Source organism: Brucella anthropi, assembly GCF_046630315.1.
Lineage (GTDB): Bacteria > Pseudomonadota > Alphaproteobacteria > Rhizobiales > Rhizobiaceae > Brucella > Brucella anthropi_A.
The window spans coordinates 52,795-79,702 of sequence record NZ_LQBD01000016.1 but is presented as its reverse complement, the minus strand read 5'-3'; the positions used below and the strand labels follow the sequence as shown (position 1 = coordinate 79,702).

The following is a 26,908-nucleotide window of genomic DNA, read 5'->3' as shown; positions in this document are numbered from 1 at the left end:
TAGCCGCGCTCGGTAATCTGCGCGACAGCATCGCGCTTGAACTCGTCACTGAAATTGCCAGACCCCATCATGGCCTCCTTGCCTCAAAAATAGGGAAGAAAGCGTCCACAAATCTAGGGGCTATTCACTTTCCATTAAATCCGAAATGTTTTTCCCATGCCTCGAATAGTGACTGCGCCACTCGAACATCACCACAGTCGACTGAAATTTCAATGGCGCGTAACAGTGTAATTTTGTGTTCTTTACGAGAAACAAACATAAATTTCATCCAATACTATTATTAAATAATAACTCAGATAATCGTCGGCGCAATATACCTGTATCGCAAACGGCATCAAAACCGTGATGAGGAACTCAACGACCGATAAGGTATTCACAAAAAACGGAACTTTGGTTCCGCCAGATACGGAACTTTGAGTCCGAAAAATTGAGTTGGAAAAATATATCAATGAATTCAATTGCTTGCAGATAGGCGATGCGGAACTTTGAGTCCGACGACAACACCTAAAAATAGAAAAGCCCGCTTTATGCGGGCTTTTCTGCATTTTGCCGCAAGCAGATCGGAACGGATTCTATCAATGATCCTTGCTTGTGGTTGAAATCTATAGTCGAGTGCCTTAATTCCAGTCCATACGCCAAAATGCGTTGCGAACTGAACTCAACATTCACCAGATTAATCTCAGGAAAGTCTATTGTCGGAATTCTTTATTGCCCATCCCTGGGCGGAAACGCTTACCGCGCTCGGGGGATTATTCCTTTCAGCTTTCATTGCAAACTTTCTGATCAAGGCGATCCTGCTGAAACTGCTCGCTCGCATTGTGCAGAAAACCTCTTTCGGCCAGGACGAAGAGCTCAAGAAACACGGTGTTGTCAGCCGTCTTGCCAATATTGTTCCGGCCTTGATCATTGCATCCGGGATCGCGGCTGTGCCCGGCCTGCCCGAGGGCGCGATTGTCGTCATTCGAAATGTGGCGATAGCCTTCATCATTCTGACGCTGGCCTTGGCGGTCAATGCGGTTTTCGGGCTTATCGATACGCTTTATCACCGCCGTCATGAGGCGCGTTTTCGTCCGATAAAGGGCTATATTCAGGTCGCCAAGCTTGCCGTTTATATTATAGCGACAGTCCTCATCATCGCGACATTGCTGGACAAATCGCCCGTCATCCTGCTTTCGGGCGTCGGCGCCATGGCTGCGGTGTTGATACTGGTCTTTCAGGACACTTTGCTTTCCCTGGTCGCCAGTATGCAGATCGCCTCCTCCAATATGGTCCGTGTCGGCGACTGGATCGAAATGAAAAACCTCGACGCCAATGGCGACGTCATGGAGATCGCGCTTTATACGGTCAAGGTTCAGAATTTCGACAAGACGATCACCACCATTCCGATCCGCAAGCTCATCACCGAGCCGATGAAGAACTATCGCGGCATGCAGGAATCCGGCGGGCGTCGCATCAAACGCGCGCTTTATATCGACCAGAACACCATTCGTTTTCTATCGGATGAGGACAGGGCCAGGCTTGGAACAGTGGATTGGCTTTCGGATTATCTGCCGAAAAAAGCCAGGGAGATCGCGGAATGGAACCAGAAACTCGGCGACCGCGCCAATAATCCGGTCAACAGGCGCCAGTTCACCAATATCGGTACGTTTCGCGCCTATGTGGACAATTATCTGCGCAATCATCCCGGCATACACAAGGGCATGACCTTGCTGGTGCGCCAGATGGACCCCACGCCCGAAGGCCTGCCGCTCGAAATCTACTGTTTCACCAACACAACCGTCTGGGCGTCGTTCGAACAGATCCAGTCGGATATTTTCGATCATCTTTATGCGGTCCTTCCGGAATTCGGCCTCAGCGCTTTCCAGAATCCGGGCGGCAACGATCTTCGCAAACTCACCATCAATGCGTCTGTCGGACAGCCTCGATAATCCTGGCGTTCAGCGCCTGGACGTTGTAGCGCGTGCGTGACGGTGTAAGGCCAAGACGAACCACCGCAAGATGCATCGATGGAACGATCATGACACTTTGCCCGTCATGCCCCGACATCCAGAAGGCATCTTGCGGAATACCGTCCTCGCCGGCTTTCACCCCGGCAATCTGCAACCAGACCTGCGCGGAACCGTAACGGCCTCCCGAGGCTCGTGTTGGTTGACGCATGCGTGAAATATAGTCCGCAGGCAGGGCCGGTTTTCCGTAGATTTTGCCGCCATCTGCGAGAAAAGCACCGAGCCGCGCCCAATCGCGGGCGGTGGCGTACATATTGGATGAACCGACAAAGGTGCCGGTTGCATCCGTCTCCAGAATGGCGCTTTTCATGCCGAGCGGGCCGAAAAGCGCAAGCCGCGGGTAGATGAGCGCTTCTTCACGGCTGTTGAAACTGTCCATGAAAAGTTCCGACAGGATGTTTGCCGTTCCGCTCGAATAGTTGAACCTTGTGCCCGGCGCCGCCTCCAACGGCAAGGATGCGGCAAAACCAGCCATATCCGGTTCCAGATAAAGCATGCGCGTAACATCGGTCACCGTGCCGTAATCTTCATCGAAACGCAGGCCGCTATCCATCGCCATCAGTTCGGCAAGCGAGATTTTCGACCGTTCATCGCCTTTCCATTCCGGCAATAGGCCCGTGCTTTCCATCGCCATGCGCCCTTCGGCAATACGCATGCCGATCAGCGTCGCCATCACGGACTTGGTCATGGACCAGCCCAGCAACGGCGTATCGGCATGAAAACCCGGACCATAAGTCTCGGCGATCAGTTGTCCGTCGCGGATGACGGCGATTGCCCGCATACCGGGACCGGCCAAGGCCTGATCCTCGATCACTGCCTGTACCGCCGGATCGGTTCGGATCTGGAGCGGCTCTGCGGGTATTTGCGGCCCTGTCGGAAGTTCAGGCCGCAAGTCGTCCTTCTGAATATTCGCGCATCCCAGCGCCTGCCGGTAAGTGGCGGTACTTGGCGCGAAAAAGCCGAAAAACCGGACTGTCACACTGTTGCTGTTCCTGTCGACGGAAACATTCAGCAATCGCAGCAGCGGATTGCCCGGTGCCTGAACATCGTCCGCAAGGACAACATCCGCATCCCGGCCTGCAATGAAAACATTCGAGCAGATGATCTTGGCGGCATAGCCGGTGCCGACGCGCAGCAGTTCAGGCGGACGAACCGCCAGCCAGAAAATTGCAACCACCACGATGGCAAGCAGAAGGCCACCGACAAACTTCAAAATGCGCTTCATGCTGCCTCGCCAATCAATGTTACGCTGGATCATATCAGGCCGGGAGAGCTTGCCAACTATAGGACGGCCCACCGCCCGGTTTGCTCCGATGGTTCAGGTTGACGGGCCGTAGCCCTTCATTTGGTGCGGTGCGCTTTTCCTGCCTTGATCCATGCATCGATGCCGTGTGCCGCCGCGCACCCCATTGCGAAGCAGGCCGTCAGCAGATAACCGCCCGTCGGCGCTTCCCAATCGATCATTTCACCGGCGACGAAAATGCCGGGAAGCTTCGGAAGCATGTAGTTTTCATCGATCTCATGCCAGCGAATACCGCCTGCCGATGAAATCGCTTCGTCGAGTGGGCGCGGACGAAGCAGTGGAATGGAAAGCGCCTTGATCGCCGTGGCCAGCGCTTTCGGGCTTCTGTCTCGTGTGAACTCCGTCACCAGGGCCGCTTTCACGCCTGTCAGGCCAGCACCCTTGCGCAAGAGATTGCCAAAACTCAGTTTTGCATCCTGTCGGGCAATATCGTTTTCCAGCCGTTCGAGACTTCGCCCCGGAACCAGATCGAGCGTCAGGGACGCCCCACCCTGTTCCTCCAACCTGTCGCGCAGTGCTGCGGAATGCGTATAGACGAGACTTCCTTCAATTCCACCGCACGTAATGACGAACTCGCCCTGTATCGTGCCTGCATCGGATGTCGCGGTAACGGACTTCACCGGCTCACCGGCGAAGCGTTCAGCAAAGAAATCGCTCCAGGCAACATCGAAACCGCAATTGGCGGGACGGAACGGCGCAATGTCGATTGATTTGCGCCGAAACGCGTCCATCCAGAGCCCACTCGAACCGAGCTTCGGCCAGCTTGCGCCGCCAAAGGCAAAGAGCGCGGCATCACATGCAATCACCTCAGTACCGTCCCGTGTCTCGATCAGAAGGCCATTATCCTCAAAGCCGAGCCAGCGATGCCGCTTGCGAATCCGAACGCCCTGTTCTTCAAGACGTTTGCCCCAGGCCCGCAGAAGCGGCGATGCCTTCATTGCTTTGGGGAACACACGACCGGAGGAACCGACGAACGTATCGGCGCCCAACCTGTCCGCCCAAGCCCGCAATTCGGTTGGGCCGAATGCCGTCAACGCCGGCAATATACGATCACGGCTTTTCCCGAAACGGTTCGCGAAAGCCGCAAAATCTTCCGAATGGGTAATATTCAGGCCGGATTTTCCGGCAAGCAGAAACTTGCGGCCGACCGTCGGCATCTGCTCATACACCGTCACACGATAGCCGCGCGCCGACAGTCTTTCGGCGGCCATCAGACCGGACGGGCCGCCGCCGAAGATTGCGATATTGCCCTCAGGCATCACGATCGAAGCCTCGCCGAAGCATTAATCCTGCTTCTCCAGCATTTCCTTGACTGTGGTGGCCAACTGCTTGAGCGAAAACGGCTTCGGCAGGAATCCAAATTTGGCATCGGCTGGAAGATTGCGCGCAAAGGCATCCTCCGCATAACCGGACACGAAGATGAATTTGATGTCAGGATGCGTCTTGCGCAGTTCGCGCAGAAGCGTCGGGCCATCCATTTCCGGCATGACCACGTCCGACACGACGATATCCACCTCACCGCCAAGTTCGGCCATGATCTCAAGGGCTTCAACGCCGGAAGCCGCTTCGTGAACCGTGTAGCCGCGCGACTGAAGCGCGCGCACGCCGCCCATGCGGACCGCATCCTCGTCTTCCACCAGAAGCACGGTCGCCGAACCGGAAAGATCGGTTGCTTTCTCGACCTTCTTTTCCTTCACGACGACAGGCGCATCGTCAGCACGCTTTTCCTCGATGAGGCGCGGCAGGAAAATCTTGAAGGTCGTGCCTTTTCCGACTTCGGAATCACAATAGATGAAGCCGCCCGTCTGCTTGATGATGCCGTAGACCATCGACAGGCCGAGCCCCGTGCCCTTGCCCACTTCCTTCGTCGTGAAGAACGGTTCGAAAATCTTCTCAAGCACATCTGCGGGGATGCCCGTGCCGGTATCTTCGACTTCGAACACCACATAATCTGCTTCCGGCAAGTCGCGATAATGAAGCTTTGCGGCTTCCGGCATCGGCACATTGCGGGTGCGCAATGTGATTTCGCCGCCTTCCGGCATGGCATCGCGCGCATTGACCGCCAGATTGACGGCAACCTGCTCGAACTGCCCGAGATCGGCCTTGACGGGCCACAGATCGCGCCCATGATCGATCTTGAGCTCGATATCCTTGCCCACCAGACGCGCGAGAAGCATGCGCAGATCGGCCAGAACATCGGTCAGGTCGAGGACTTCCGGACGCAGCGTCTGACGGCGCGAGAATGCCAGCAACTGACGCACAAGCGAGGCCGCGCGGTTGGCATTCTGCTTGATGTTCATGATGTCCGGGAAAGACGGATCGGATGCACGATGATTGGTCAATAGCAGGTCCGACGACATGATGATGGCCGTCAGGACATTGTTGAAGTCATGTGCGATACCGCCTGCGAGCTGGCCGACGGCCTGCATCTTCTGGCTTTGCGCCATCTGGTTTTCGAGGGCTTTCTGCTCGGTCGTCTCGACGGCGGAGATGATCGCGGCCTCTTCGGCGCGCTCGCCACCCAGGTCGGTAACGGGGCTCATATAAAAGCGGATATGCCGCTCCTCATTGCCCGGCAGCACCGTATCGACGGGGGAAATGCTGGCCTGTCCTGCAAAGGCGGCAGCCAGCGCCCGGTTGAAAGTCTCGCGGTCGCGTTCATGCACGACGATTTCAAGTTTCGCATTGCCATCGATCGCATCACGGTCGACAACGGGAGCAAAAATATCGAGGAAGCGCGCATTGGTGCGCAAAATATGCCCGCCCGCATCAACTGCCGCGATGGCCATCGGAGCCGAATTGAAGAACCGCGTGAAGCGCACCTCGGCGGAGCGCAGCGCCATTGACGAATCTTCACCCTCCGCGCGATCCAGAACGATGGTGCGGCTCGTACCGCGCGTTCCATCGCGTGCGGCCTGAACCCGGTGATAAAAGCGAACGGCGAGGCTCTGTCCGTTGCGCTTGATGAGGTCGAGATCGATGACCGTGTTGCGGCTTGTGCCGGGTTCGGCTTTCACCGCCTTGATGAGTGCCATTCCACTGCCCGCCACGATATCGTTGAGCGTCAGCGATCCTGGCGTGAACTGGGTCAGATCGACGCCCAGCCATTCGGCAAGCGTGGCGTTGAGATAGATGATGCGCCCCGCAGGATCAGCCGAGAAAAAGCCCGCAGGCGCATGATCGAGATGATTGATGGCTTCCTGCAATTCCTGAAAGAAACGCTCCTGCTCCGCACGCTCGTCGGAAATATCCGCAATCTGCCACGCCACGAGCGGGCTTTTGAAGTCCTGCCCCGCCTCGATGGGGCGCGCCTTGATGCGATACCAGACCGGCGCCAGCGAACCATGCCCCTCGCGGGAAAGACCGCCGGAAAGACGCACTTCTTCCTGTGCCGACAGACCGTCGCGAACGGCATTCGTCAGGCGGTAGATGGCATCGGATGCCGCCGGTTCCGCCGTCAAAACATTATCGAGCGAGCGGACGCCTTCCGCATGCGCAACGCCGGTCATCACGGCATAGGCCTGGTTGGCGTAGACGATCTGGCCGCGCGCGTCCGAAATCACCGTTCCTTCGGGCTGTGAATCCATGAAGGAATGGGCCAGATCCTGCTCGCCGTTCTTCTGGCTGAATTGAATGAGACCGGTTGCCGCCCCGAAGAGATAAAACACGCCGACCATCGACAGAATGCCCATGAGAACGAGGGCAAATCCATCGCCAAGCTGGTCGCGAAACACGAAATAGGCGATCGCGGCAATGGTCAGCAGAAGGCCGACGATCAGCAGCCGAAGGGCCCCGCTGCGGTTGCGCCTGGGCATTACGAGGGGTTTTGGATAAGCGTTGTCCGTCTGTCGCGACATCAAGCCATCTGCCCTTTCATGTTGCGTGGCCGAATATCAGCGGGCATCGGGATGCCGTTTGTCTTTCCACTCAGCCAGGACGTCATTTCAATCATCCGCATATCCGATTTTCCCGAACGCGTTTTTCTGCGCATTTCAGCCATCACGCGCAGACGCGCGGCCAATATGTCAGGGTATATCCGATTCGCAGAATGCTTTAATCGGCGAGCAGTACAAGCATTGGTGTCCTGAAACGGTGCGAATTGGACTTTTTTGCACTGTTTTGCCTGGGGATCATATATTTCCCGCATTTCGAACAAACATTCCCAAGGCTGACAAATTCAACTACTGTACCAACCATGTGACGATGCGGAGTGTCGGGGGAAGCGCAGTCTCCATGCATCGCAGGTTTTTGTTTATTGTATAAGAGGGTATCCGCATGAAGGAATGGCTCAGCGGCATCGTTGGAGAAAGCGCGGCTAATATTGTTGGCTTCATCCTTATATTTGCGATCATTCTTGGCGGAATTTTCGTTGTTCTCAGTATCATTCGTCGTTTCAGCGGAGGTACTTTCGTCTCCAGCACCCGCACCCGCCAGCCCCGCCTTTCGGTGATGGATGCGGCTGCCGTCGACGGCAAGCGCAAGCTCGTTCTCATTCGCCGTGACGATGTGGAACACCTTCTGCTTATCGGCGGGCCGACCGATGTTGTGGTGGAACAGAATATCGTGATGGAAACGCGCGCGCATGCGCGCATGCAGGCTTCACGCATCGAGCCCGAACATATCGAGCGTTTCAAACAGCATGAGGCAACGCTGACCAACGAAAAGGCGGAGCGCCCTGCCCTTCCCTTGCAGACGCCGCAGGCAGACGAGAAGGACGAAACGATCCAGCTCACCTCCGCGATCGAAACGCCTGTCTATCGCAAGCCCGAGCCCGCACGGGAACAGCCTGTGCAGCAAGCTGCCGCGCCTGCGCGTGTTGCGCCGCAAACTCCGACCGCACCTGTCCCACCACGGCCACTTGCGGAGCCAAGATCCAGCCAGCCGGTCCAGCCGCGCCCACAACCACGCCCGGCGCCGAACTATCCGCCGCAGCCCCGCACCGTATTGCCGCCCCGTCCCGCACCGACCGGGCCGCAATCAACCCGCGCGCATCCGGCCTACCCGTTGAGCCAGGTTTCCCGCGGCGTTCTAAGCTCGACTTCAGCCGCTACCGCAGCCAGTGTCGCAGCGACAGCAGCCACGGTCGCTTCGGCAAATCTCGGCAGCATCGTGCCGGAACGCGAAACGGCAGCCGGCGACAAATCCCTAACGCTGGATGTAACGGCCCCAACAGTCTCCACGACTGCCGCCCCTGCATTCAGCACGCCGTCGGAATTGAAGCGCGTGGAACCTGAAATGACGGATACCGGGCCCCAGCCGGCAAAATCCGAAGCTGCCGCGGCAGAAACCGCGAATGATGAGCTTCCCGATCTCGGTGATGCCCTGCACGATGCAATCAGTGCGGACGTCAATTCGGAAAGCACAGCCAGCCATGCCGTTGCGGAAGCAGTCTCATTCGATACCGAATTCTTCGAGAATGAACTTCTCAGCTCGCTTGATATTTCCGCAACCGATGACGCGGCCGAAGATAAGGCCCAAGACACTGCCCAAGATAAGGCCAAGGATGATATCGAGGACGAAATGGAAAAGCTTCTCGGTGAACTGACCAGAGAGGAAGTTCGCAGGAACTGACATTTCCGCCAAACCTTGTCCCTCAATAAGAAAACAGGCTGCGGAAACCGCAGCCTGCAAATTTTTCAAACCGTCTCGATGCTTGTCGCGTGGCCCCCAAAAACCAGACCGATCTTTGAAAGGCGCGACCGAAGATGCTATAAATCAAAGCGTTCAGGCTCTAATCGTCGCGATAGACCTTCTCACGACGCTCGTGGCGCTCCTGCGCTTCGATGGATAGCGTAGCGATCGGACGCGCATCAAGCCGCTTCAAGCTGATAGGTTCTCCCGTTTCCTCGCAGAAGCCGTATGTTCCCTCGTCGATGCGGCTCAGTGCTGCGTCGATTTTGGATATCAATTTGCGCTGTCTGTCGCGAGCCCGTAGCTCGATTGCCCGATCCGTTTCGGAGGATGCCCTGTCCGCCAGGTCGGGATGGTTGGCGTTTTCCTGCTGTAGCGCTTCAAGCGTTTCGCGCGCTTCTCGCAGAATATCATTCTTCCACGCGATCAGTTTCGCGCGGAAGTAAGACTTCTGCCGCTCATTCATGAACGGCTCGTCTTCAGTGGGCCTATAGTCAAGGTCAATCAATTCACTCATTCTGAATTACCCCACATCTAGGAGACGCGAGCGGTTATATAGTTCCAACGCAACAAGGACACAACATCAAACAAGCGTACTTCACTACTTTTTAGTGCATCAATTTTGTATGATTTTGCATTAAAATTAAGCAAATCCAGTTCGGATGCGAAAAATCACCCTTTAGACTTTCAGAATGACTTCAAACAATTACATCTAAACAGCCCAGAGGTTTCGAGCGAGCCGGATATCAACCCCAGCGCGCATAACCAGCCTAACAATTAGGCAGATTTCAGCTGTGAATAGTGCTCACAGGGATCAAAAAATCGCGATTATAAGCGTGGGCGGCGCGCATTTGCGCTCGAAATATGGCAAGAATCGCCGGGAATATGCAATTTGGAACGTTACAGATGAGTCGTTTGCTTCTCCTGAGACATGCCAAGGCCATGTGGGCAAAACCCGGAATGAAGGATTTCGACCGCCCTCTGGATCAGGAAGGAAAGGCTTCGCTCGACCGGCTTGCAAGGGCAATGAAGTCAATCGACCTTTATCCTGATCTGGTTGTACTGTCCGGTTCATGTCGAACCAGGCAAACTGCCTATGGCATAGTTGAACGTCTTGGTATCGGGGTCGAGACTATTATTGACGATACGATCTATGGCGGCGGTGCGGCCGACTATATGCAAGCGATACGCAGACATGGCGACGTGCCGACGCTCATGCTCGTCGGGCACAATCCCAGCATCGAGGATCTGGCGCTAGCCTTATGCGGCGATGGCAACAAGGACGGCCTTCTGAAACTTCGTGCAGGTTTTCCAACCGCCGCACTGGCGAATATCACGTTTCCGGATTTGTTGGACGCGCTTGAGCCCGGCGCCGGTTATCTCGAACGTTTCGTGCTGCCCCGGTAGATTTTCCGTAAGTGCAGCGACATTCCTTGCCAAGACGACAGACGCGACCCTATCTATAGCGCTGACAGACCACTGGATGCGGCGAGGGATAATTGGCTAGGCTGACAAGTATTGGCGACGAAGCGAAGATCGCACTCGATACGCTGGCAGATCGTGCGACCGGGCTTTTGTCTCCATCGTTGCGGCTCGGCGTGACTGGACTGTCTCGCGCAGGCAAGACGGTCTTCATCACAGCCCTCGTTCACAATATGCTGCATGGCGGCAGGCTTCCGATGTTTGAAGCCTATAAATCCGGCCGCATTTCACGCGCCCTGCTCGAACCGCAGCCGGACGATGCGGTTCCGCGCTTTCAGTATGAAGAGCATCTGTCGGCTCTGATCGACGAGCGTATCTGGCCGGATTCCACCCGTGCTATTTCTCAATTGCGTCTGACAATCGAATATGAATCCGCCTCTGCCTGGGGACGATGGCTATCGCCCGGCAAGCTCTCGGTCGATATTGTCGACTATCCCGGCGAATGGCTGCTCGACCTGCCCTTGCTTGGCAAATCCTATGCCGAATTCAGTGCGGATTCCTTTGCCCTGGCCCATGAACCGACACACAAGGATCTGGCGCAGGCATGGATCGCCGAGGCTGCTCGTGTTACCCCTTCCGAAAAGGCTGACGAACTGACCGCGCAGCATCTGGCCAGATGTTTCACCGCTTATTTGCGGGCGGGCAAGGCGGATGAACGCGCCTTATCCACCCTGCCGCCGGGGCGCTTCCTGATGCCGGGCGATCTCGAAGGCTCACCTGCCCTGACATTTGCTCCACTTCCCGACCTGAAACCCGACGATCTGAAGCCCGGCTCCCTGGGCGCCATGATGGAACGGCGCTATGAGGCCTATAAAACCTATGTCATCAAGCCTTTCTTTCGGGAACATATTGCGCGGCTTGACCGGCAGATCGTGCTTATAGATGCCATGCAGGCGATGAATGCGGGCGGCGCGGTCGTTGCCGATCTGGAACGCGCCCTCACCGATATCCTGTCCTGCTTCCGTCCGGGCCGTTCGAACCTGCTGACCGGCCTGATCCAGCGCCGGATCGGGCGCATTCTCGTCGCTGCCACCAAAGCCGATCATCTGCACCATGAAAGCCACGACCGTCTGCAAGCGATCGTGCGGCGCCTCGTGGAACGGGCTATCGAGCGCGCCGATTTTTCCGGCGCGGATATTGATGTTCTGGCCATGGCCGCAGTCCGCGCCACCCGCGAGGCGACCGTGACACAGGGTCGGGAAACCCTGCCCGTCATCGTCGGCACACCTTTGAAAGGCGAAAAGATCGACGGCCAGCTATTCGATGGCGAAACCGAAACCGCCATATTTCCCGGAGATTTACCCAAAAATCCCAATGCAATCTTTGAGCAGTCCTTTGCGGAAAACGAGCCGACCATCCGTTTCGTGCGTTTTCGCCCGCCCCGGCTGGAGCGTACCGCCGAAGGTATCACGCTTTCCCTGCCTCATATAAGGCTGGATCGCGCCCTGCAATTTCTGATTGGGGATCGTCTCGCATGACAGAGAAGTCGCCGCGCAAACCAGCATCATTTACGGTAAACCAGCCCACCGCCCATCCTGAAACCGAGGACGCAGCGCCCCGCCGCCCGCGTGCGGTGCGTGACCTTGACGCCGTTGTCGCACAACCCGATGTTTTTGCCTTGAGCGAAGACGAGGCGGCGGAACTGGAAATCCTCGATCCTTCATTTGAAGCACCGGAACGCAAGGGCTGGTCGCTCAGTAAAATTCTTTTCGGTGCACTTGGCATCCTTGTTTCATTTGCCGTCGGCATCTGGACCGAAGACCTTATCCGGGCACTGTTTTCCCGTGCGGACTGGCTGGGCTGGACGGCATTGGGGGTCGCCATAATCGCGCTTGCCGCCTTTATTGCCATCGTCATTCGCGAACTGGTCGCGCTCCGTCGTCTCGCTTCCGTGCAGCATCTTCGCAAGGATGCCGCCGACGCGGCAGAACGCGACGATATGGCCGCTGCCAGAAAAGCGGTCGACGCGCTGCGCGCAATTGCAACGAGCCTGCCCGAGACTGCGCGCGGGCGGCAGCTTCTGGACTGCCTGACTGACGATATCATTGACGGGCGCGACCTGATCCGGCTTGCCGAAACCGAAATCCTCCGCCCCCTCGACCGTGAAGCGCGCGCACTCATTCTGAATGCCTCAAAACGCGTTTCAATCGTCACCGCAATCAGCCCGCGCGCATTGGTCGACATCGGCTATGTCATTTTTGAATCGGCGCGGCTGATCCGCCGGCTTTCACAACTCTATGGTGGACGCCCCGGTACGCTGGGCTTCATGAAACTTGCCCGCCGTGTCATCGCCCATCTGGCCGTGACGGGAACCCTGGCCATGGGGGACAGCGTCATCCAGCAGCTTGTCGGCCATGGCCTTGCCTCCCGGCTTTCGGCCAAGCTGGGCGAAGGCGTCGTCAACGGTCTCATGACCGCGCGTATCGGAATTGCGGCCATGGATGTGGTGCGTCCGTTTCCGTTCAATGCGGAAAAACGCCCCGGCATCGGCGACTTTATCGGCGATCTCGCGCGCTTCAGCGCAGAACGGACCGACAAGAAGCATTCTGGAAAATAGCGATTGTTTCCGAAGCATTAACCATTCGCGACGATTATAAGCAGATAGAAATCTGCGCCAGAATCGAGCGATCGGAGCATCGGCACACTCCCCTCAATCGTGCCTTTTTCCATCGACCGGCCATGGCAGTGTCGGAATTTCCGACAGTTTGCGAGGCGCGACCAGCTTTTGGTCGTGACATGCTGAAAAACAACGATTAGGAATGACGTCCGATCAAGGCCGTGAATCCGGGACAGAGCTGAATATGAGAAATTGCATCGCCGCCTGCCTGACGCTGCTGCCCGTGTCATTTTCTGCCGCGCCGGTTCTGGCCGCCGACAAGGACAAGCAGTTTTTTCAAACGATCGAAGGCCAATGGTCCGGACCGGGTGAAATCGTCGCCGGAAAGTACAAGGGCACGAAATTCGTCTGCAATCTCGCTGGTTCGACACCGGATGAAGAAGTTGGCATGACGCTTGACGGCACATGCCGTGTCGGCGTTTTTTCACAACCGATGAAAGCCACCGTGACGCGTGTGGGCTCCGCCTATTCGGGCAAGTTCAATGACGGCGCAGCCGGCAAGGGCCTTGATGTGACATCCGGCTCGGTCAGCGGCAACAAGGTTGTCTTCGGCCTCAACCGCAAGCAGCTCAATGGCGCGATGCTGGCGCGTGTCTCCGATCCCAACACGATGAACGTCACGGTTTCCGTTCGTGTCGACAAGGAACTGGTTCCCGTCATCGGCATGAGCCTCAAGCGCGTCGATAATATCGCCGTCGGCAGCATCGCCAAGAATTGACGCGAGTTTTACGCCCGCCACCAGCCCGCATCCGTGCGGGCTTTTTCTATTCCGGATCGTTCGATTTCGGCGGTCCAGCCCGCCACCGTCCTGCCTGCAATTTCGAGAGACGGCGCGATATCGTTCAAGGGCACCAGAACAAAAGCCCGTTCGTGCATGCGTGGATGCGGAAGCTCCAGAGCAGGACCCGCCATGTTCATGGCCTGTCCGGCCTCGTCCTGCATTGCCAATATGTCGATATCGATGATGCGTGGTCCCCACCGCTCAAGGCGGACGCGCTTCAGAGACCGCTCGACGTCGAGACAGGTTGTTATCAACTCCAATGGCTGCAACGCAGTTTCGATTTCTGCACAGGCATTGTGAAACCACGCCTGATCCGTCTTTCCCCATGGCGGCGTGCGATAGACCGGCGAAACCGCGACCACGTTTGTATCCGTCCGTTCGTTCAGGATACGCAGGGCCTTGCCCATCGAAGCGACGGGATCGTCAATATTTCCGCCAAGCCCCAGCCAGGCGCGATACTGCCTGCCTGAAGTCACTGCGGATAAACCACGGTCACTTCAACATGATCCAACACACCCGGAACCGGTGCGTTCGGCTTGCGAACGGTAATTTCCGCGCGCCTTACCTGCGGAAACCGGGCAGTCAGTGCTTTGGCGACATCAAGAGCCAGCGTCTCGATCAGATAGCGCTGACGGCCGGTGATAATGTCCTGAATGACGGCGAAAGCGATACCGTAATGTACGGTTCCATCGATATCGTCATTTTCCAGCGCATTTCCCGGATCGACATCCAGAACGGCATCGACGTAAAAGCGCTGTCCAAGCTTGTGCTCTTCATCGAAAACGCCGTGGTGCGCGAAAAATGCGCAATTCATCATTCGGATCGTATACACGGCTTCACTTTCTGTTTTCACTGCGTCTGGATTGCAGGATATCATCTGCAACGGCAAGTGCATCTCTATTAAAAGCGACATTGTGAACACGGAAGATGTCGGCACCGGCCAAACGCAGTGCGACCGACGTTGCCGCCGTTCCTATGTCGCGGTCGAGCGGATTGTCCCTGCCCGTCATGCCGCCGATAAAACGTTTGCGCGACGTTCCGACCAGCAACGGAAATCCGAATTTCTGCAATTCATCGGCTCTGGCCAGCAACGCAACATCCTCATCCTTGTTCTTGCCGAAACCGAAACCGGGATCGAGCACGATATGGGACGGGTCTATGCCGGACTTTCTCGCTATATCCAGGGAAACATTCAGGAACGAGAGCTGATCTTCGATGATATCGGCGAGAACCGGCCGGTCCCTGCTCGTATGCATGATGACCAATCCGGCACCGCTGTTTCTGGCGACATCGGCGATTTCCGGTTCGCGTTGCAGGCCCCAGACGTCATTGACGATGTGAGCCCCGGCATTGACAGCGGCTTGTGCCGTCGATGCGCGGTAAGTGTCGATCGAGATGATGCAACCATATGCCTCGGCCAATGCCGCGATGACCGGAACGACGCGGGCGATTTCCGTTTCGGGATCGACTGCATCGGCGCCGGGGCGGGTTGATTCTCCGCCCACATCGATGATCGTCGCTCCGTCGGCGAGCATCCGGCCAGCCACTTCAACGGCCTTTTCCAGCTCATTATGATGACCGCCATCGGAAAATGAGTCCGGCGTGACGTTCAATATGCCCATGATTACGGACTTACCCCCCAATTGAAGGCTTCGTCCGTGAGCAAGGCGCCATTCTTTCGTCATAGCGAAATGTTCCTGTGCCATTTCCCCGCGTGATTTCCGATGCGTTGTTTCATTGTGGCGAGGATGCAACCAACCCCGCCTGAAGTCATTTTGTGAGAGGCGTTATAGTTCTCTTGACGATTGCATGCCATGCTCGCGGCAGCAAAAAGCGAATTTCTTACTGGTTTTAGAAAGAGGTGCCAGGACATGAATTTGAGAAAGAAGGTTCTGGCTCTCGGCGCAGTTCTTGCCATCATGGCCCCACAGGCCGAAGCAGCAGCGATCTTCCGCGAATTCAACTATTATAATGTGAACGGCAAGACGGCAGCCGACCTTGACAAGGCTCTTTCCCGCAATGGCCCCTTTCTCAAGAAAACCGGCCAGCATCATCCAGGCGCCGCGGAAATCCGTTTCGACGCAAAGGTGCGTTACGGTCGCGCGCCCGGAAAAGCCTGCAAGGTGCAGGATGTCTATGTCAATGTCCACGCAAAGGTTTCCCTGCCCCGCTGGAAACAGCGCCGCAAGGCCACACCCGAACTGGCGCTGATCTGGGATACGCTGTTGCAGGATATTCGCCGCCACGAAGAAAGCCATATTGTCATCGCGCGCAGTTTTGCAAGCGAGATGGAGCGGGAAATTCGCGGCCTGCGCACCCGCCCGGATTGTGCGGCATTGCGTGCCGACATAGACAAGGTGACTGCACGGCTTATGGAAGCGCACGACAAGGAACAGCAACGGTTTGACCGGGTCGAAACGATCAATTTCGAAAACCGTTTCGCGCGTTTGCTGACCTATCGCATGGAGCGCGCCCAGCAGGCTTCCAGGCAGCAATAGCGGAACTATCCCAATTCGCGCCGTATGGCCTGTGTCATCAATGCCGCTTCGTGAAAGCCCGACAGGATCAGCTTCAGTTTTCCCGGATAGTGACAGGCATCCCCGATAGCATAGACCTTCGGACTTGAGGTTCTGAAGGTCTCGGGGTTCACGGCAAGCATATTTCCGGTCTTCAATAGTGAAAGCCCGGCCAGCGGATCAGGACGCATCACTTGGCCATCCCCTGTGAACGCACCGAGACCCGATACGATCACCGCGGCTCCGGCCTCCAGCCGATTGCCATCGCGGGTGCGAACCGCAACGCCTTCGGCACCAACGGAAACACTTTCCGCGATCTGGTTGAAATGGAAAACGGGACTATATGGCTTGATCTGCGTGAGGAGCCGTTCAATCAGTTCTTCACCCAGGATTTCGGGGAATCCGGGCACATCATAAATCGGCTTGTCGGCATAGAGCACCGTGCATTGCCCGCCCGGTCGGTCACGGGCATCGATGAGATGGCACCTGAAACCAAAAAGGCCAAGCTGAAAAACCGAAAAGAGCGCGACGGGCTCGCAGCCGATAATCACAATATCGCTCTGCCGTTTCTCCCCCATCGCATTATCATCTCTTTTTAGCATGTCTCCCGAAAGCGGGAACCGGCTTCGGGATAAAGACATGCGGGAAAAACAGACAGAGCATTTCCAATGCCTCGATCAAAACAGGAAAGGCTCTAGTTCTGGCGCTCCGGCACCTGCACGACAAGACCGTCAAGATCGTCAGATACGCGAATCTGACAGGAAAGCCGTGAGGTCGGGCGAACTTCATAGGCAAAATCCAGCATGTCCTCCTCCATAGCGTCGGGTCCGCCGACAGTGTCGGTCCAGTCCTCGTCCACATAGACGTGGCAGGTCGCACAGGCGCAGGCACCGCCGCATTCCGCGTCGATACCGGGAATGCCGTTGCGAATGGCGGCTTCCATCACGCTGGACCCATTATCGGCTTCAACTTCGGTCCGGGTCGCGCCATCGGCTGATAGAAATACGATCTTCGTCATTTTTAGTCCTTGAAGCGCGCAAGTCTCGCGCGATCTTTATCTTCAGCATTCGTCACCGCTTCGGCGGAAAACGCAAATAAACTCGAAATGGCAGATACGGCGTTCTGCAAACAGTTTCAACCATGACCGCACCCATGGCCCCGACTGCGCCAATATGCCGTGCATTTCAGGCAATAGCCTTGCCTGATAAATCCGACAGCTTGCCCCGATAAATCGAAACCCCTTCCTTGTCCTGCGTTAAAAGTGCATCATATGATGGAAGATCGGGGGAGAATGAGGAACACGGATAGAATCCCGCACCTTCGTCAATGCAATCATAAAATGACAAGGCGACAGCGAAGCACGCCGGGCGGGTATTTTCGTTAATAAATGCGCGCAGCTTTGTCGGATAAGGGAAACGATCCAAATCGATTTCCACAACTTGCTGGCAGATGCCAGAAGCCCGGAAATGTCGAATTTTTATGATTTGAAAGGGTTTCCGTTAACCTTGTATTTAAAGTTTTAGGTATCGGCAAAAGACGCCTATTTCCTTAACAGGCGCGACCCGATACGATGCAAAATGGCGGAGAAAGTTTTGTAACGGCTCTTTCACGGACCGGCCGTCGCAGTAATGAGTACGAGGTAGGCAAACAATGGCTTCCAAATCCAAGGCACAGAAGCTCGACCTTGAGGTTGAAAAGGCACTGGAACAGGCGCTCGATATCGATTTCGGCGATGACCTTGATATCGATATGGACTTGAGTGCTTTCGATGATGGCTTCTCCGTCGATGATCTGGAAGAGCAGATTTCACGCGCGGCTGAAGAACTGGTCGCTGAGCAGAAGACCAAGACCGCTGAACCGGTTGCCGTTTCCCCCGTGGAAACCGCTGCGAAAGTGGCCACGATCACGACTGCTTCGGTGATTGCAACGCCTGCGGCGCCGCCGGTCCCCCCCGTTGTGAAGGCTGCCGGACCTGTTTCGCAGACCGTTGCGAGCGTCCAGCACAAGCCTGCCAACACATCGAAAGCGGCAACGCCGGCGCCGGAGCCTGTCGGCAAGCCCGTTTCCGCGCCATCTGTTGCAACCGCCGCCAATGTTGCATCGCCTGCCTTCACGCCAGCAAATGACGATTCCCGCAGCGAAAAGGCGATTATCGCCGCTCCACGCCGGGTAACGGATAATTCGTCCAGGCTTTTCTGGACCACGACCGCAATCAGCGTGCTTTGGGCCGCAGGCGGTGTGGCGTTGAGCAAAGCCATCAATCCTGATGTCTTCTCAAGCCTGCAAGCCACCAAGGACTTCTTCACCTCGCCTGCCGGTCTCGGCGTCGTGGCAGGTGTTGCACTGCCGGTCGCCATGTTCTGGGGCTTTGCACAGCTGGTAAAGCGGGCGCAGGAAATGCATATGGCCGCGCGCAGCATGTCTGAAGCCGCCATGCGGCTGCTGCAGCCGGAAGCCGTATCCGGTGACCGTGTTTCGACGCTTGGCCAGGCCGTGCGCCGCGAAGTCGCCGCCATGAACGAAGGCATCGAACGCACCCTGGCGCGCGCCGTCGAGCTGGAAACGCTTGTTCAATCGGAAGTCAACCAGCTTGAGCGCGCCTATAGTGACAACGAAGTTCGCATTCGCTCGCTCGTCAGTGATCTGGGCAATGAGCGCGAAGCTGTGGTCAGCCATGCAGAGCGTGTGCGCTCGTCCATCTCCGGTGCCCATGAACAGCTGAAGGAAGAGCTTTCGAGCGCTTCCAACATCATCCGCGACAATGTTCTGTCGGCTTCGCAGCAATTGAGCACCCTGCTCAACGAATCGGGTGAACGCCTGATCGGCAGCATCAATGAAAGCGGCGGCGCTATTGCCGAAGCCATCGAGACCCGCACGGGCGACATCGGTTCGCGCATCACCACTTCGGGCGAAGCTTTCGCAAATCTGCTCGATACGCGGATCGCGACGCTCGACAAACAGTCGCGCACCGTATCGGATCGCCTGACGGAAGCTCTCGACGAACGCACAACCGGCATGGCCAATCTGCTCGGCAATGCGACGCAATCCATGGTCAGTGAATTCGATACCCGTCTTGCCAATCTGGAAAGCACCCTTTCCGAGCGTGGCCGGTCGCTTCTGTCCGAATTCGAGGCCCGCGCACATGCCCTCGACAGCAGCACTGAAAAGCTCAATGCGGCTCTCGAAACCCGCTCGCGCCAGATCAACGAGAACCTCATCGCTCGTACGCGCGAAATCGCGGAGACCTTCTCCAGCGGTCGCAGCTCTTTGAGCACGATGATTGATGAGACCAAGGCGAAGATCGGCGAAGACCTCACATCCATTGGTGAAAGCGTCGGCAATATTCTCGGCGAAAAGGCCGATGCCTTCGCAGGCAAGCTGGCCGAAAGCCGCGATGTTCTGGCGGCCTCGCTGGAAGGCGAAACGGAGCGCGTTTCCGCCGTCATTCGCGGCCATGCCGATACGCTTGCTGCACGCACCAGCGATATTGAAAATGCCGTCAATGCCAGCGCATCGGCGCTCAACGCCGTTGCTGGCAACCATGCCGCCATTCTGGAAGAGCGGACCAACGCGCTGCGCCAGACGATGGCAAGCCACTCCGCACAGCTCGATGCAAGCTTTGCGGATCACGCCCATTCACTGGAAGAGCGCGCGACCGCGCTTCACGGCGTCATTGCCGGCAATCAGGCCATGCTTGCTCAACTGATGGATGAGCGTGCCGCCGCAATGCGCGATAACTTCAACGAAAACCGTGAAGTTCTGGCACGCACCTTTGATGAGCGCGTTAACGCATTGCAAGCGCTCATTGCCGATAATCAGGACACGCTCGCGCGCATTCTCGATGAACGCGCAAACAGCATGAGTGAATCCATTGGCGCCAGTCGCGATGCTTTCGTTGCCGCATTGGGTGAACATGTCCGCCAGGTTGAAGAGCGCACAAGCGGCCTCCACACCGTCTTGAACGATCACAACAATGCCCTCTCCGGCATTCTGGACGGTCACGAGCGCACGATTGAAACTCGCGCAGCGGAAATCCGCGCGACCCTGAGTGAGAGCACCGCGTCGCTTAGTCAGACGCTGCAAGATCACAGCGATATTCTCGAACAGCGCACATCCAATCTGCACAATGCGATTGCCGACAGCAGCTCGACCATCAGCCGCGCATTCGAAGGCCAGACAGGCATTATCGAAGAACGCACGCAGACGATGGAAAAAGCGCTTGCCATCGGTGTCGACAATGTCCGCCGCGCACTCGAACAAAGTGCCGGTATCGTTGCCGGAACGCTGCGTGAGAAGATCGGGGAAGCCGCAAGCACGCTTTCGGCTGAAGCCGCCAAGGCCGGCGAAGCTCTGGACGGTTTCGGCGAGGCATTCAGCGCCCGCCTGATCGATAATCTGTCCGGCACGGAAGCACGGCTCGGCGACCGCGCCGATGCGATTGCAGGTCGTCTCGGCGAGATCGAAAGCCGCCTCACCGGCGAGCTGGGCTCGATCGAAGCCCGTATTGCTAACACGGCGAGCAGAACGAGCGAAACACTTGCCGGCCACAGCGAAGCCTTTGCGGCCAGCGTCGCCGACAATCTGGCTGGCACCGAAGCCCGCCTCAACGAACGCGCCAGCGCCATCGCAAGCGGCCTTGAGGCAATCGAAAGCCGCCTCACCGGCGAACTCAGCACGATCGAATCCCGCATCGCGGATACGGCTTCCAAGACGAGTGAAACGCTTGCCGGCCACAGCGAAACCTTCTCGGCCAGCGTCGCCGACAATCTCGCCGGTACCGAGGCGCGCCTTGCGGAACGTGCCGATGCGATTGCAACGCGTCTGGGCGACATCGGCTCGCGCATCACGATGGAACTGGGTTCCGTCGAGGCACGTATCGCGCAAGTCACCGACACGACCGCGGTTACGTTGGAAGAACGCACCCGCGAACTCAATGCTGTCCTCGCTGCCCGTTCGCAGGAAATCACCAAGATCCTCAACGATACGGCAGAACCACTCGTGCAGCGGCTGGCCGATAGCGGTCGCGGACTGGCGCAGCAGCTTGAAGAAGCGACCCATGCCGCAACCGACCGGCTTCGTTCGGAAAATGCCGCTCTGGTCAATGCGCTTGCAAGCCGCACGGCGGAAACCATTGCCGCCGTTCAGCAGGCAAAGACCGGCCTTGCCGACAATGTCAGCGAACTGATCGACCGCCTTGCCGCATCGAACGGTGAACTTGGCAAGCTGATCGATGCCGCGACGCGCAATCTCACCGATATAGACGGTCGCCTCGTCGACACCACGTCCAGCTTCGTTGAGAACACCAATCGCGCAGCGCAGATGTTCCAGGCTTCGACCGGCCTGATCGACAGCAATATCGGCACGCTGCGCTCGCTTTCCGATAGCACCCTGTCGCAGATTGCAGACATTGCCGACCGTTTCGAAGAACATGGAAAGGTTCTCGCCTCGGCTTCCGACATGATCAATACGGCTCAGAACGGCCTCGTCAGCACGCTTGAAGATCGCCATCAGGCGCTCGACAAGCTGGCATCCGGTCTGGTCGAGAAGTCGGAAGGCGTGGAAAGGCTGATGCAGTCCTTCGAGGAACTGGTGACGTCCGCATTCCAACGCGCCGAGGGTCAGACGCGGTCGTCTGCCGAAAAGATGCGCGAAAGCGTTTCGGAAATCGTGGAGCAGGCTGCACAGAAGTTCTCTGCCGCAACCGACGATATCCGCCGCACGGCAAGCGAAATTCGCAACGAACTCAACACGACTCGCGGCGAACTGAAGCGCGGCGTTCTCGACATGCCAGCCGAAGCCAAGGAAACGACGACCGCAATGCGCAAGGCCGTGAGCGAACAGATCAATGCGCTCAAGGAACTGGCGGAAATCGTCAACAAATCAGGCCGCCTGGTCGATGTCGGTGAAAGCCGTGCAGATCGTCCGGTTTCGCGCCCGGCGCCTGTAGCTGCGGTGCGCCCGGCACCTGTTCAGGCACCGGCGGCAGATGTTGCGGTGCGTCAGCGCGCCTATGAGGCACCGAAGACGCAGCCCGCACAAGCCGCTACCCAGGCCGAAAAGCCGCGTGGATGGGTGTCCGATCTTCTTGCCCGCGCTTCCCGCGAGGAAGAAGAAGCCGTGCAGCCCAAGGCACAGCCGACCGCCACACCCCGCTCGCCGAGCCATGTTGTGGAATCCCTGAACTCGCTTTCAGTCGATATTGCGCGTGCGATCGACCACGAAGCATCCGTGGAACTGTGGGACCGTTATCGTCGGGGTGAGCGGAACGTCTTTACCCGCCGTCTCTATACGCTGAAGGGCCAGCAGACCTTTGACGATATCAAGCGCAAATATCAGACGGATAGTGAATTCCGCCGCGCGGTTGACCGCTACATGGACGACTTCCAGCGTCTGCTCGAAGATGTGGCCCGCAATGACCGGGACAACATGGTCACACGCACTTATCTCACGTCGGACACCGGCAAGGTTTACACCATGCTTGCACATGCAAGCGGTCGCCTCCGCTAGAGCGGTTCCTGTTTTAACGGAATCGTCGGAACCGCTCTAACTATTTGTTTTGTCGCATTATCCTACGCAAAACCGTTTCACACTTTTGCTGGAAATGCTCTAAAAAGCTGAGATCAAAGAAAACGCGGCTTTCGGGCCGCGTTTTCGTTTGTCCAGTTGCAAGGATTTATATCGGCAGGTTTTACTTGTAAAAAAAGGCCGATGACGATCATCGACCTTTCTCAACCGTTACCTTTCGCCTCCGCTCAGAGCGTCGTTACCGTCCAGCTCACGATCTCGTTGGCAGTCCGTTCGAAGGCAGCGTTAAGCGCCTTCACATAGGCGGCATTTGTTGTGCCGCTGACCGGAATTTCAGTGCGGAATACGCGTGTCGCACGCACCTCGCCAGTCTTGTCGTTCATCAGGCGAACGGCCATTTCGACCACGGCAAGCTGTGGCGAGGCGTAAGCCTGAATGCCGAACACGCGCAAATCGGTCAGGACTTGATAATTGATCGCCAGCCCATCGCCCGGACGGCCGATACCGCCAAACACGCCGGTATTTTCATAAGCCTGCACCAGCCGCGACTGCACGATATTCGTCAGCCTGTCGCCCCACTGCGCACCTTTGAGATATTCAATGGAGCCGGGGGCCGAACTGACAACGATATTCTCGCTGTCGAGCGCCTTGAGCGCCGTCGGTGCGGGAACCAGCAACTGCATGTTCTTGCGGCTTGGCGCGGATATTCCAGGCTGCGGCGCTGACAGATTGAATGTGTCGAGCGGCGTTGCCGTGCCGCAGCCCGCAAGTATCATGCTGAGCAGAATGGAGGCCGAAGTCATGCGGCGAAGGGTGCGACGTGATTTCATGTCAAAAGAGCCGGCTTTGGAAATCAATGACGATTCCTCCCATCATACCGAGGCACGCTGCCAGGACCGCCGAAGATAAGCCGCTGTGGATTGCGCTCAAGTTCGGTAACGGCTTGTTCTATACGCTGTATGGCGCGACGGCTCTCCAGAACCACGCCTTGCACTTCACGCAAGCCCTGACCGGAAAAACGTTCGAGATTATTGGCAATCGGCCCCATCCGCCTGTCAAGATTGTCGGATGTCTGGCGAATGGATTCCAGCGTTGCCTTTGCCTGTGCGACAACACCATCCTTGTCGTCGCTCGACAAAAGCTTGTCCGTCTTCGCCAGAATGGCGTCAACGCGCACAGAGGCTGCATTCAGCCGGGCCATCATGTCCTTGGCGTCGGTAACGATCTGGTTGATGTTCCCCGTATTCTCACCAAGTTCCTGAATGATGTTGGCGTTCTTTGCCAGAGCATCAGTGAATATCTTCGTATTGTTGATCGTATCCGTGAGCGGTCCGCGCGCATCCTTCACAAAGCCTTCCAACTGCCCGAGCACCGAATTTGCGCGCGCGGCGATGTCCTGCGCCGTGGCAAGGAGATTGTTGACGGCGGATGGGTCTGCATCAATACGCGCAACCGTATCTTCCTTCGCAGCCTCGGTCAGGAGATTGGGTTCATCGAGACGACCGCCCTTCAGTTCGATATAGGCCTGTCCCGTCAATCCCTGAAAACCGAGCGTTGCGGTCGTCGAGCGGGTGATCGGCGTTGTCGCATTCACACGTGTCTGTACAATAACCATCTCGGGATTGGTTTCATCAAGGTGAAGCCGGCGCACGTCGCCGACCTTGATGCCATTGAACAGAACCTGGCTGCCAACCGTAAGCCCGGTCACGGAGCCGGGAATACGAACGTCGAGAGGCAGGGAATCCCGCGCTTCACCGTAACGGGCAATCCAGTACACGAATCCGAAAGCCAACAGGCTGACGATCAGCGTAAAGACACCCACCAGTACGTAATTGGCTTTGGTTTCCATAGTTTATCCAGTCTGCAAGCGGTTGCCGGGCCGCCGTCTCGTTGGCGCCGAGGGGTCGATCTGGCGCGCGCGCTTGCCCCGAAAATAGGATTTAACCCACGGATCATCTACTTTCAGCATGTCTTCGATGGTGCCGCTGACCAGGATTTTCTTGTTCCCGAGAACGGCAATCCGGTCGCAGATTGCAAAAAGGCTGTCGAGATCATGAGTGACCATGTAGACGGTCAACCCCATCGTATCGCGCAGGTTGGCGATCAAATCATCAAAATCGGCCGCACCGATCGGATCAAGACCCGATGTCGGCTCGTCAAGAAACAGAATGTCAGGGTCGAGCGCCAGCGCACGCGCAAGGGCGGCGCGCTTGATCATCCCGCCGGAAAGCTCGGAGGGAAATTTTTCCGCCGTATCCGGTTTCAAACCCACCAGGTCGATTTTCAACCGCGCCAGCTCGTCCATCAGCTTTGGCGACAGATCGAGATACTCCCGCATCGGAACCTGAATATTCTCAAGCACATTCAAGGCCGAAAACAGTGCGCCGTGCTGGAACAGAACCCCCATACGCATGTCGATGGACATTTTTTCCAGCTCGTTCAGCTGGTCGATGTTGCGGCCAAGAATCTCGATCTCGCCGGCCTGCTTCTTGTTCAGCCCCAGGATCGTCCGCATCAGCACGGACTTGCCCGATCCGGACGGGCCGATAAAGCCCAGAACTTCGCCCTGGTAAATATCAAGCGACAGTTTATCGAGCACAGTCTGGCGCCCAAACGAAACCGTCACGTCGCGCACCGAGATCATCGGCACAGCCGTTTGGGTAACCTTGTCCTGCGGTTGCGACTGATAGTCGATGCCGTTCTCCATAATCTTTCTTTAACCGAGCTTGGCTTCCGACTGAACCGCCGAACACAATTGCGGGTTCAATTTTTTGCGCGACTGTGTCCCAAAGAGCCCATAAAAAACAAAGAACATAAGCGGATACTAAAAATTGATTGCCGCATAGAACATGGCGAACAGCCCATCCACGACGATTACGACAAAGATCGCCTTCACAACGGAAGCAGTGACGCGGCGCCCCAGTGATTCTGCGCTTCCCCCAACCTTCATGCCTTCCACCGATGCGAGAACGCCGATAATCATGGCCATGAACGGTGCCTTGATAAGACCCGCGAAATAGGTATTCAGCGCAACCGCATCATGCAGGCGGCTGAGAAAGGCCTCTGGCGAAATATTGGAATAGAACCAGGCGACACCGGCTGCCCCGATCAAGGCGGAAAGATCCGCGATGATCGTGAGCAATGGCAGGACCACGACAAGCGCAACAAGCCGGGGAAACACCAGAACACCCACCGGATTGAGGCCGATAACGGTGAGGGCATCGGTCTCTTCGCGCATTTTCATGGAGCCGATTTCAGCCGTGATCGCACTGCCGGAACGGCCTGCGATCATGATGGCGGTCAGAAGCACCCCGAGTTCGCGCAGGACCAGAATGCCCACCAGATCGACCACGAAGATTTCCGCGCCGAAATAGCGCAGCTGAAATGCGCCTTGCTGGGCAATGATCGCGCCAACGATTGTCGACATCAGAATGATGATGGGAATCGCTCCAACACCCATCCGGTCCATCTGCGTGACGATTGCCGGAACCGGAATTCCGCTGCCGCGCCCATACTTCAACTGGGCTCCGCGAATGGTCGCGCCCAGAATATGCATGGCCATCTTGAAATCGTTACCCATGGAGATGACGCCGCCGCCAAGCGCCGCCAGGAACGAAATGAAAAAGAAAGGCTTTTTCTGACGCGGTGTATCAAGAGTCCGTTCAACGGCCTGCCCCACTTCCTGCATCAGGGGAAGCCAGGATTGTTGCACGCCTTCAAGCTGCGCATCCGCACTCCTTGCTATGAGCCTCTGCCGCATCCGTTCGATCAGCCAGGCGCCGGCCGTATCAAGACTGGATACGCCTGAAATATCGATGATCGTTGCTTTGTGTTCGTCAGTTTTCTCGAGACCGCGCATCTTGTCATCAACAAGATTGACGCTTTGCGACACCCAGCGACCGCTCAGGCGAATGCGCCGCGCACCGTCCTCCTCCACCAGATCGATCTTCGGCGCAGGATTGTCGGCGGCTCTTGCTTTGTCGGCGGTGTCGGTCAACATGGCCTACCTCATATACGAGTCGTTGAACGACCGAAATACTGCGTCGC

23 protein-coding genes and 1 pseudogene are annotated in these 26,908 nt (G+C 57.0%); 10 read left to right on the top strand and 14 right to left on the bottom strand.

All coding sequences use genetic code 11. The features are described from left to right. Together AVM02_RS10980 and AVM02_RS10975 are read left to right on the top strand one after the other, a co-directional pair. Positions 1–284: hypothetical protein (locus AVM02_RS10980; protein WP_411506996.1), on the top strand; the 284-nt coding region annotated here is incomplete at its 5' end. Between the two features lie 408 nt (positions 285–692). Beyond that, positions 693–1,928, top strand: a complete 1,236-nt coding sequence (locus AVM02_RS10975; RefSeq protein ID WP_411506995.1) for a mechanosensitive ion channel family protein — start codon at positions 693–695, stop codon at positions 1,926–1,928. Here the strand turns inward: AVM02_RS10975 and AVM02_RS10970 are convergent. From AVM02_RS10970 to cckA, 3 genes are all read right to left on the bottom strand, one after another. Beyond that, positions 1,900–3,231, bottom strand: a complete 1,332-nt coding sequence (locus tag AVM02_RS10970; protein WP_411506994.1) for a serine hydrolase domain-containing protein — start codon at positions 3,229–3,231, stop codon at positions 1,900–1,902. The genes AVM02_RS10975 and AVM02_RS10970 overlap by 29 nt on opposite strands. 116 nt (positions 3,232–3,347) lie before the next feature. Continuing rightward, complete coding sequence (locus AVM02_RS10965) at positions 3,348–4,568, bottom strand: TIGR03862 family flavoprotein (RefSeq protein ID WP_411506993.1); 1,221 nt, start codon at positions 4,566–4,568, stop codon at positions 3,348–3,350. Between the two features lie 24 nt (positions 4,569–4,592). Then, the gene (cckA, locus tag AVM02_RS10960) at positions 4,593–7,166 is read right to left on the bottom strand and encodes a cell cycle histidine kinase CckA (protein WP_411506992.1); all 2,574 of its coding nucleotides are present in this window, start codon (positions 7,164–7,166) and stop codon (positions 4,593–4,595) included. A 418-nt stretch (positions 7,167–7,584) separates the two neighbouring features. On the opposite strand from cckA, the gene AVM02_RS10955 reads away from it, so the two are divergent. Continuing rightward, on the top strand, positions 7,585–8,880 hold the full coding sequence (locus tag AVM02_RS10955; RefSeq protein ID WP_411506991.1) for a hypothetical protein: 1,296 nt from the start codon (positions 7,585–7,587) through the stop codon (positions 8,878–8,880). A 160-nt stretch (positions 8,881–9,040) separates the two neighbouring features. Here AVM02_RS10955 and dksA read toward each other — a convergent pair whose 3' ends face one another. Beyond that, a complete protein-coding gene (dksA, locus tag AVM02_RS10950) occupies positions 9,041–9,457 on the bottom strand; it encodes an RNA polymerase-binding protein DksA (RefSeq protein WP_006466858.1) in 417 nt (138 codons plus the stop codon). Positions 9,458–9,846: 389 nt separating this feature from the next. Here dksA and AVM02_RS10945 point away from each other — a divergent pair, with 389 nt between their 5' ends. The 4 genes from AVM02_RS10945 to AVM02_RS10930 all read left to right on the top strand — a co-directional run bounded on the left by AVM02_RS10945 (position 9,847) and on the right by AVM02_RS10930 (position 13,757). After that, entirely contained in the window at positions 9,847–10,347 is a 501-nt protein-coding gene (locus tag AVM02_RS10945; protein WP_411506990.1) for a SixA phosphatase family protein, read from the top strand. Between the two features lie 92 nt (positions 10,348–10,439). After that, positions 10,440–11,900 carry a YcjX family protein gene (locus AVM02_RS10940; RefSeq protein ID WP_411506989.1) on the top strand — a complete coding sequence of 487 codons (1,461 nt, stop codon included), beginning with the start codon at positions 10,440–10,442 and terminating at the stop codon, positions 11,898–11,900. After that, positions 11,897–12,979: a YcjF family protein gene (locus AVM02_RS10935; protein WP_411506988.1), complete on the top strand. Its 1,083-nt coding sequence runs from the start codon at positions 11,897–11,899 to the stop codon at positions 12,977–12,979. The genes AVM02_RS10940 and AVM02_RS10935 overlap by 4 nt, the downstream gene beginning before the upstream one ends. Positions 12,980–13,223: 244 nt before the next feature. After that, positions 13,224–13,757, top strand: a complete 534-nt coding sequence (locus AVM02_RS10930) for a hypothetical protein (RefSeq protein ID WP_411506987.1) — start codon at positions 13,224–13,226, stop codon at positions 13,755–13,757. Between the two features lie 8 nt (positions 13,758–13,765). Here the strand turns inward: AVM02_RS10930 and folK are convergent, their stop codons facing one another. From folK to folP, 3 genes are all read right to left on the bottom strand, one after another. Beyond that, complete coding sequence (gene folK / locus AVM02_RS10925; protein ID WP_411507003.1) at positions 13,766–14,227, bottom strand: 2-amino-4-hydroxy-6-hydroxymethyldihydropteridine diphosphokinase; 462 nt, start codon at positions 14,225–14,227, stop codon at positions 13,766–13,768. A 65-nt stretch (positions 14,228–14,292) separates the two neighbouring features. Beyond that, positions 14,293–14,652, bottom strand: a complete 360-nt coding sequence (gene folB, locus AVM02_RS10920; protein WP_411506986.1) for a dihydroneopterin aldolase — start codon at positions 14,650–14,652, stop codon at positions 14,293–14,295. 4 nt (positions 14,653–14,656) lie between these two features. Beyond that, a complete protein-coding gene (folP, locus tag AVM02_RS10915; protein WP_411506985.1) occupies positions 14,657–15,505 on the bottom strand; it encodes a dihydropteroate synthase in 849 nt (282 codons plus the stop codon). Between the two features lie 186 nt (positions 15,506–15,691). Between folP and AVM02_RS10910 the strand changes: the two genes are divergently transcribed. Further along, a complete protein-coding gene (locus AVM02_RS10910; RefSeq protein WP_411506984.1) occupies positions 15,692–16,318 on the top strand; it encodes a DUF922 domain-containing Zn-dependent protease in 627 nt (208 codons plus the stop codon). Positions 16,319–16,323: 5 nt separating this feature from the next. Here AVM02_RS10910 and AVM02_RS10905 read toward each other — a convergent pair whose 3' ends face one another. The 3 genes from AVM02_RS10905 to AVM02_RS10895 form a co-directional block, all read right to left on the bottom strand. Further along, positions 16,324–16,914 carry an NAD(P)/FAD-dependent oxidoreductase gene (locus tag AVM02_RS10905; protein WP_411507002.1) on the bottom strand — a complete coding sequence of 197 codons (591 nt, stop codon included), beginning with the start codon at positions 16,912–16,914 and terminating at the stop codon, positions 16,324–16,326. 116 nt (positions 16,915–17,030) lie between these two features. After that, positions 17,031–17,354: a 2Fe-2S iron-sulfur cluster-binding protein gene (locus AVM02_RS10900; protein ID WP_411506983.1), complete on the bottom strand. Its 324-nt coding sequence runs from the start codon at positions 17,352–17,354 to the stop codon at positions 17,031–17,033. Between the two features lie 166 nt (positions 17,355–17,520). Then, positions 17,521–17,760, bottom strand: coding sequence for a hypothetical protein (locus AVM02_RS10895; RefSeq protein ID WP_411506982.1), 240 nt, complete (start codon positions 17,758–17,760; stop codon positions 17,521–17,523). A 146-nt stretch (positions 17,761–17,906) separates the two neighbouring features. Here AVM02_RS10895 and AVM02_RS10890 point away from each other — a divergent pair. Together AVM02_RS10890 and AVM02_RS10885 are read left to right on the top strand one after the other, a co-directional pair. Then, positions 17,907–20,836, top strand: a pseudogene (locus tag AVM02_RS10890) (kinesin); the annotation flags it as partial. Beyond that, positions 20,819–22,843: a hypothetical protein gene (locus AVM02_RS10885; RefSeq protein ID WP_411507001.1), complete on the top strand. Its 2,025-nt coding sequence runs from the start codon at positions 20,819–20,821 to the stop codon at positions 22,841–22,843. The pseudogene AVM02_RS10890 and the gene AVM02_RS10885, both read left to right, overlap by 18 nt. 245 nt (positions 22,844–23,088) lie before the next feature. Here AVM02_RS10885 and AVM02_RS10880 read toward each other — a convergent pair whose 3' ends face one another. The 4 genes from AVM02_RS10880 to AVM02_RS10865 all read right to left on the bottom strand — a co-directional run bounded on the left by AVM02_RS10880 (position 23,089) and on the right by AVM02_RS10865 (position 26,861). Beyond that, entirely contained in the window at positions 23,089–23,691 is a 603-nt protein-coding gene (locus tag AVM02_RS10880) for an ABC-type transport auxiliary lipoprotein family protein (RefSeq protein WP_411506981.1), read from the bottom strand. 23 nt (positions 23,692–23,714) lie between these two features. Then, positions 23,715–24,710 (bottom strand): MlaD family protein, encoded by a 996-nt coding sequence (locus tag AVM02_RS10875; protein ID WP_411506980.1) that lies wholly within the window; start codon positions 24,708–24,710, stop codon positions 23,715–23,717. 3 nt (positions 24,711–24,713) lie between these two features. Continuing rightward, on the bottom strand, positions 24,714–25,568 hold the full coding sequence (locus AVM02_RS10870) for an ABC transporter ATP-binding protein (RefSeq protein WP_411506979.1): 855 nt from the start codon (positions 25,566–25,568) through the stop codon (positions 24,714–24,716). A gap of 117 nt (positions 25,569–25,685) precedes the next feature. Beyond that, positions 25,686–26,861 (bottom strand): ABC transporter permease, encoded by a 1,176-nt coding sequence (locus tag AVM02_RS10865; protein ID WP_411506978.1) that lies wholly within the window; start codon positions 26,859–26,861, stop codon positions 25,686–25,688. Positions 26,862–26,908: the final 47 nt, after the last annotated feature.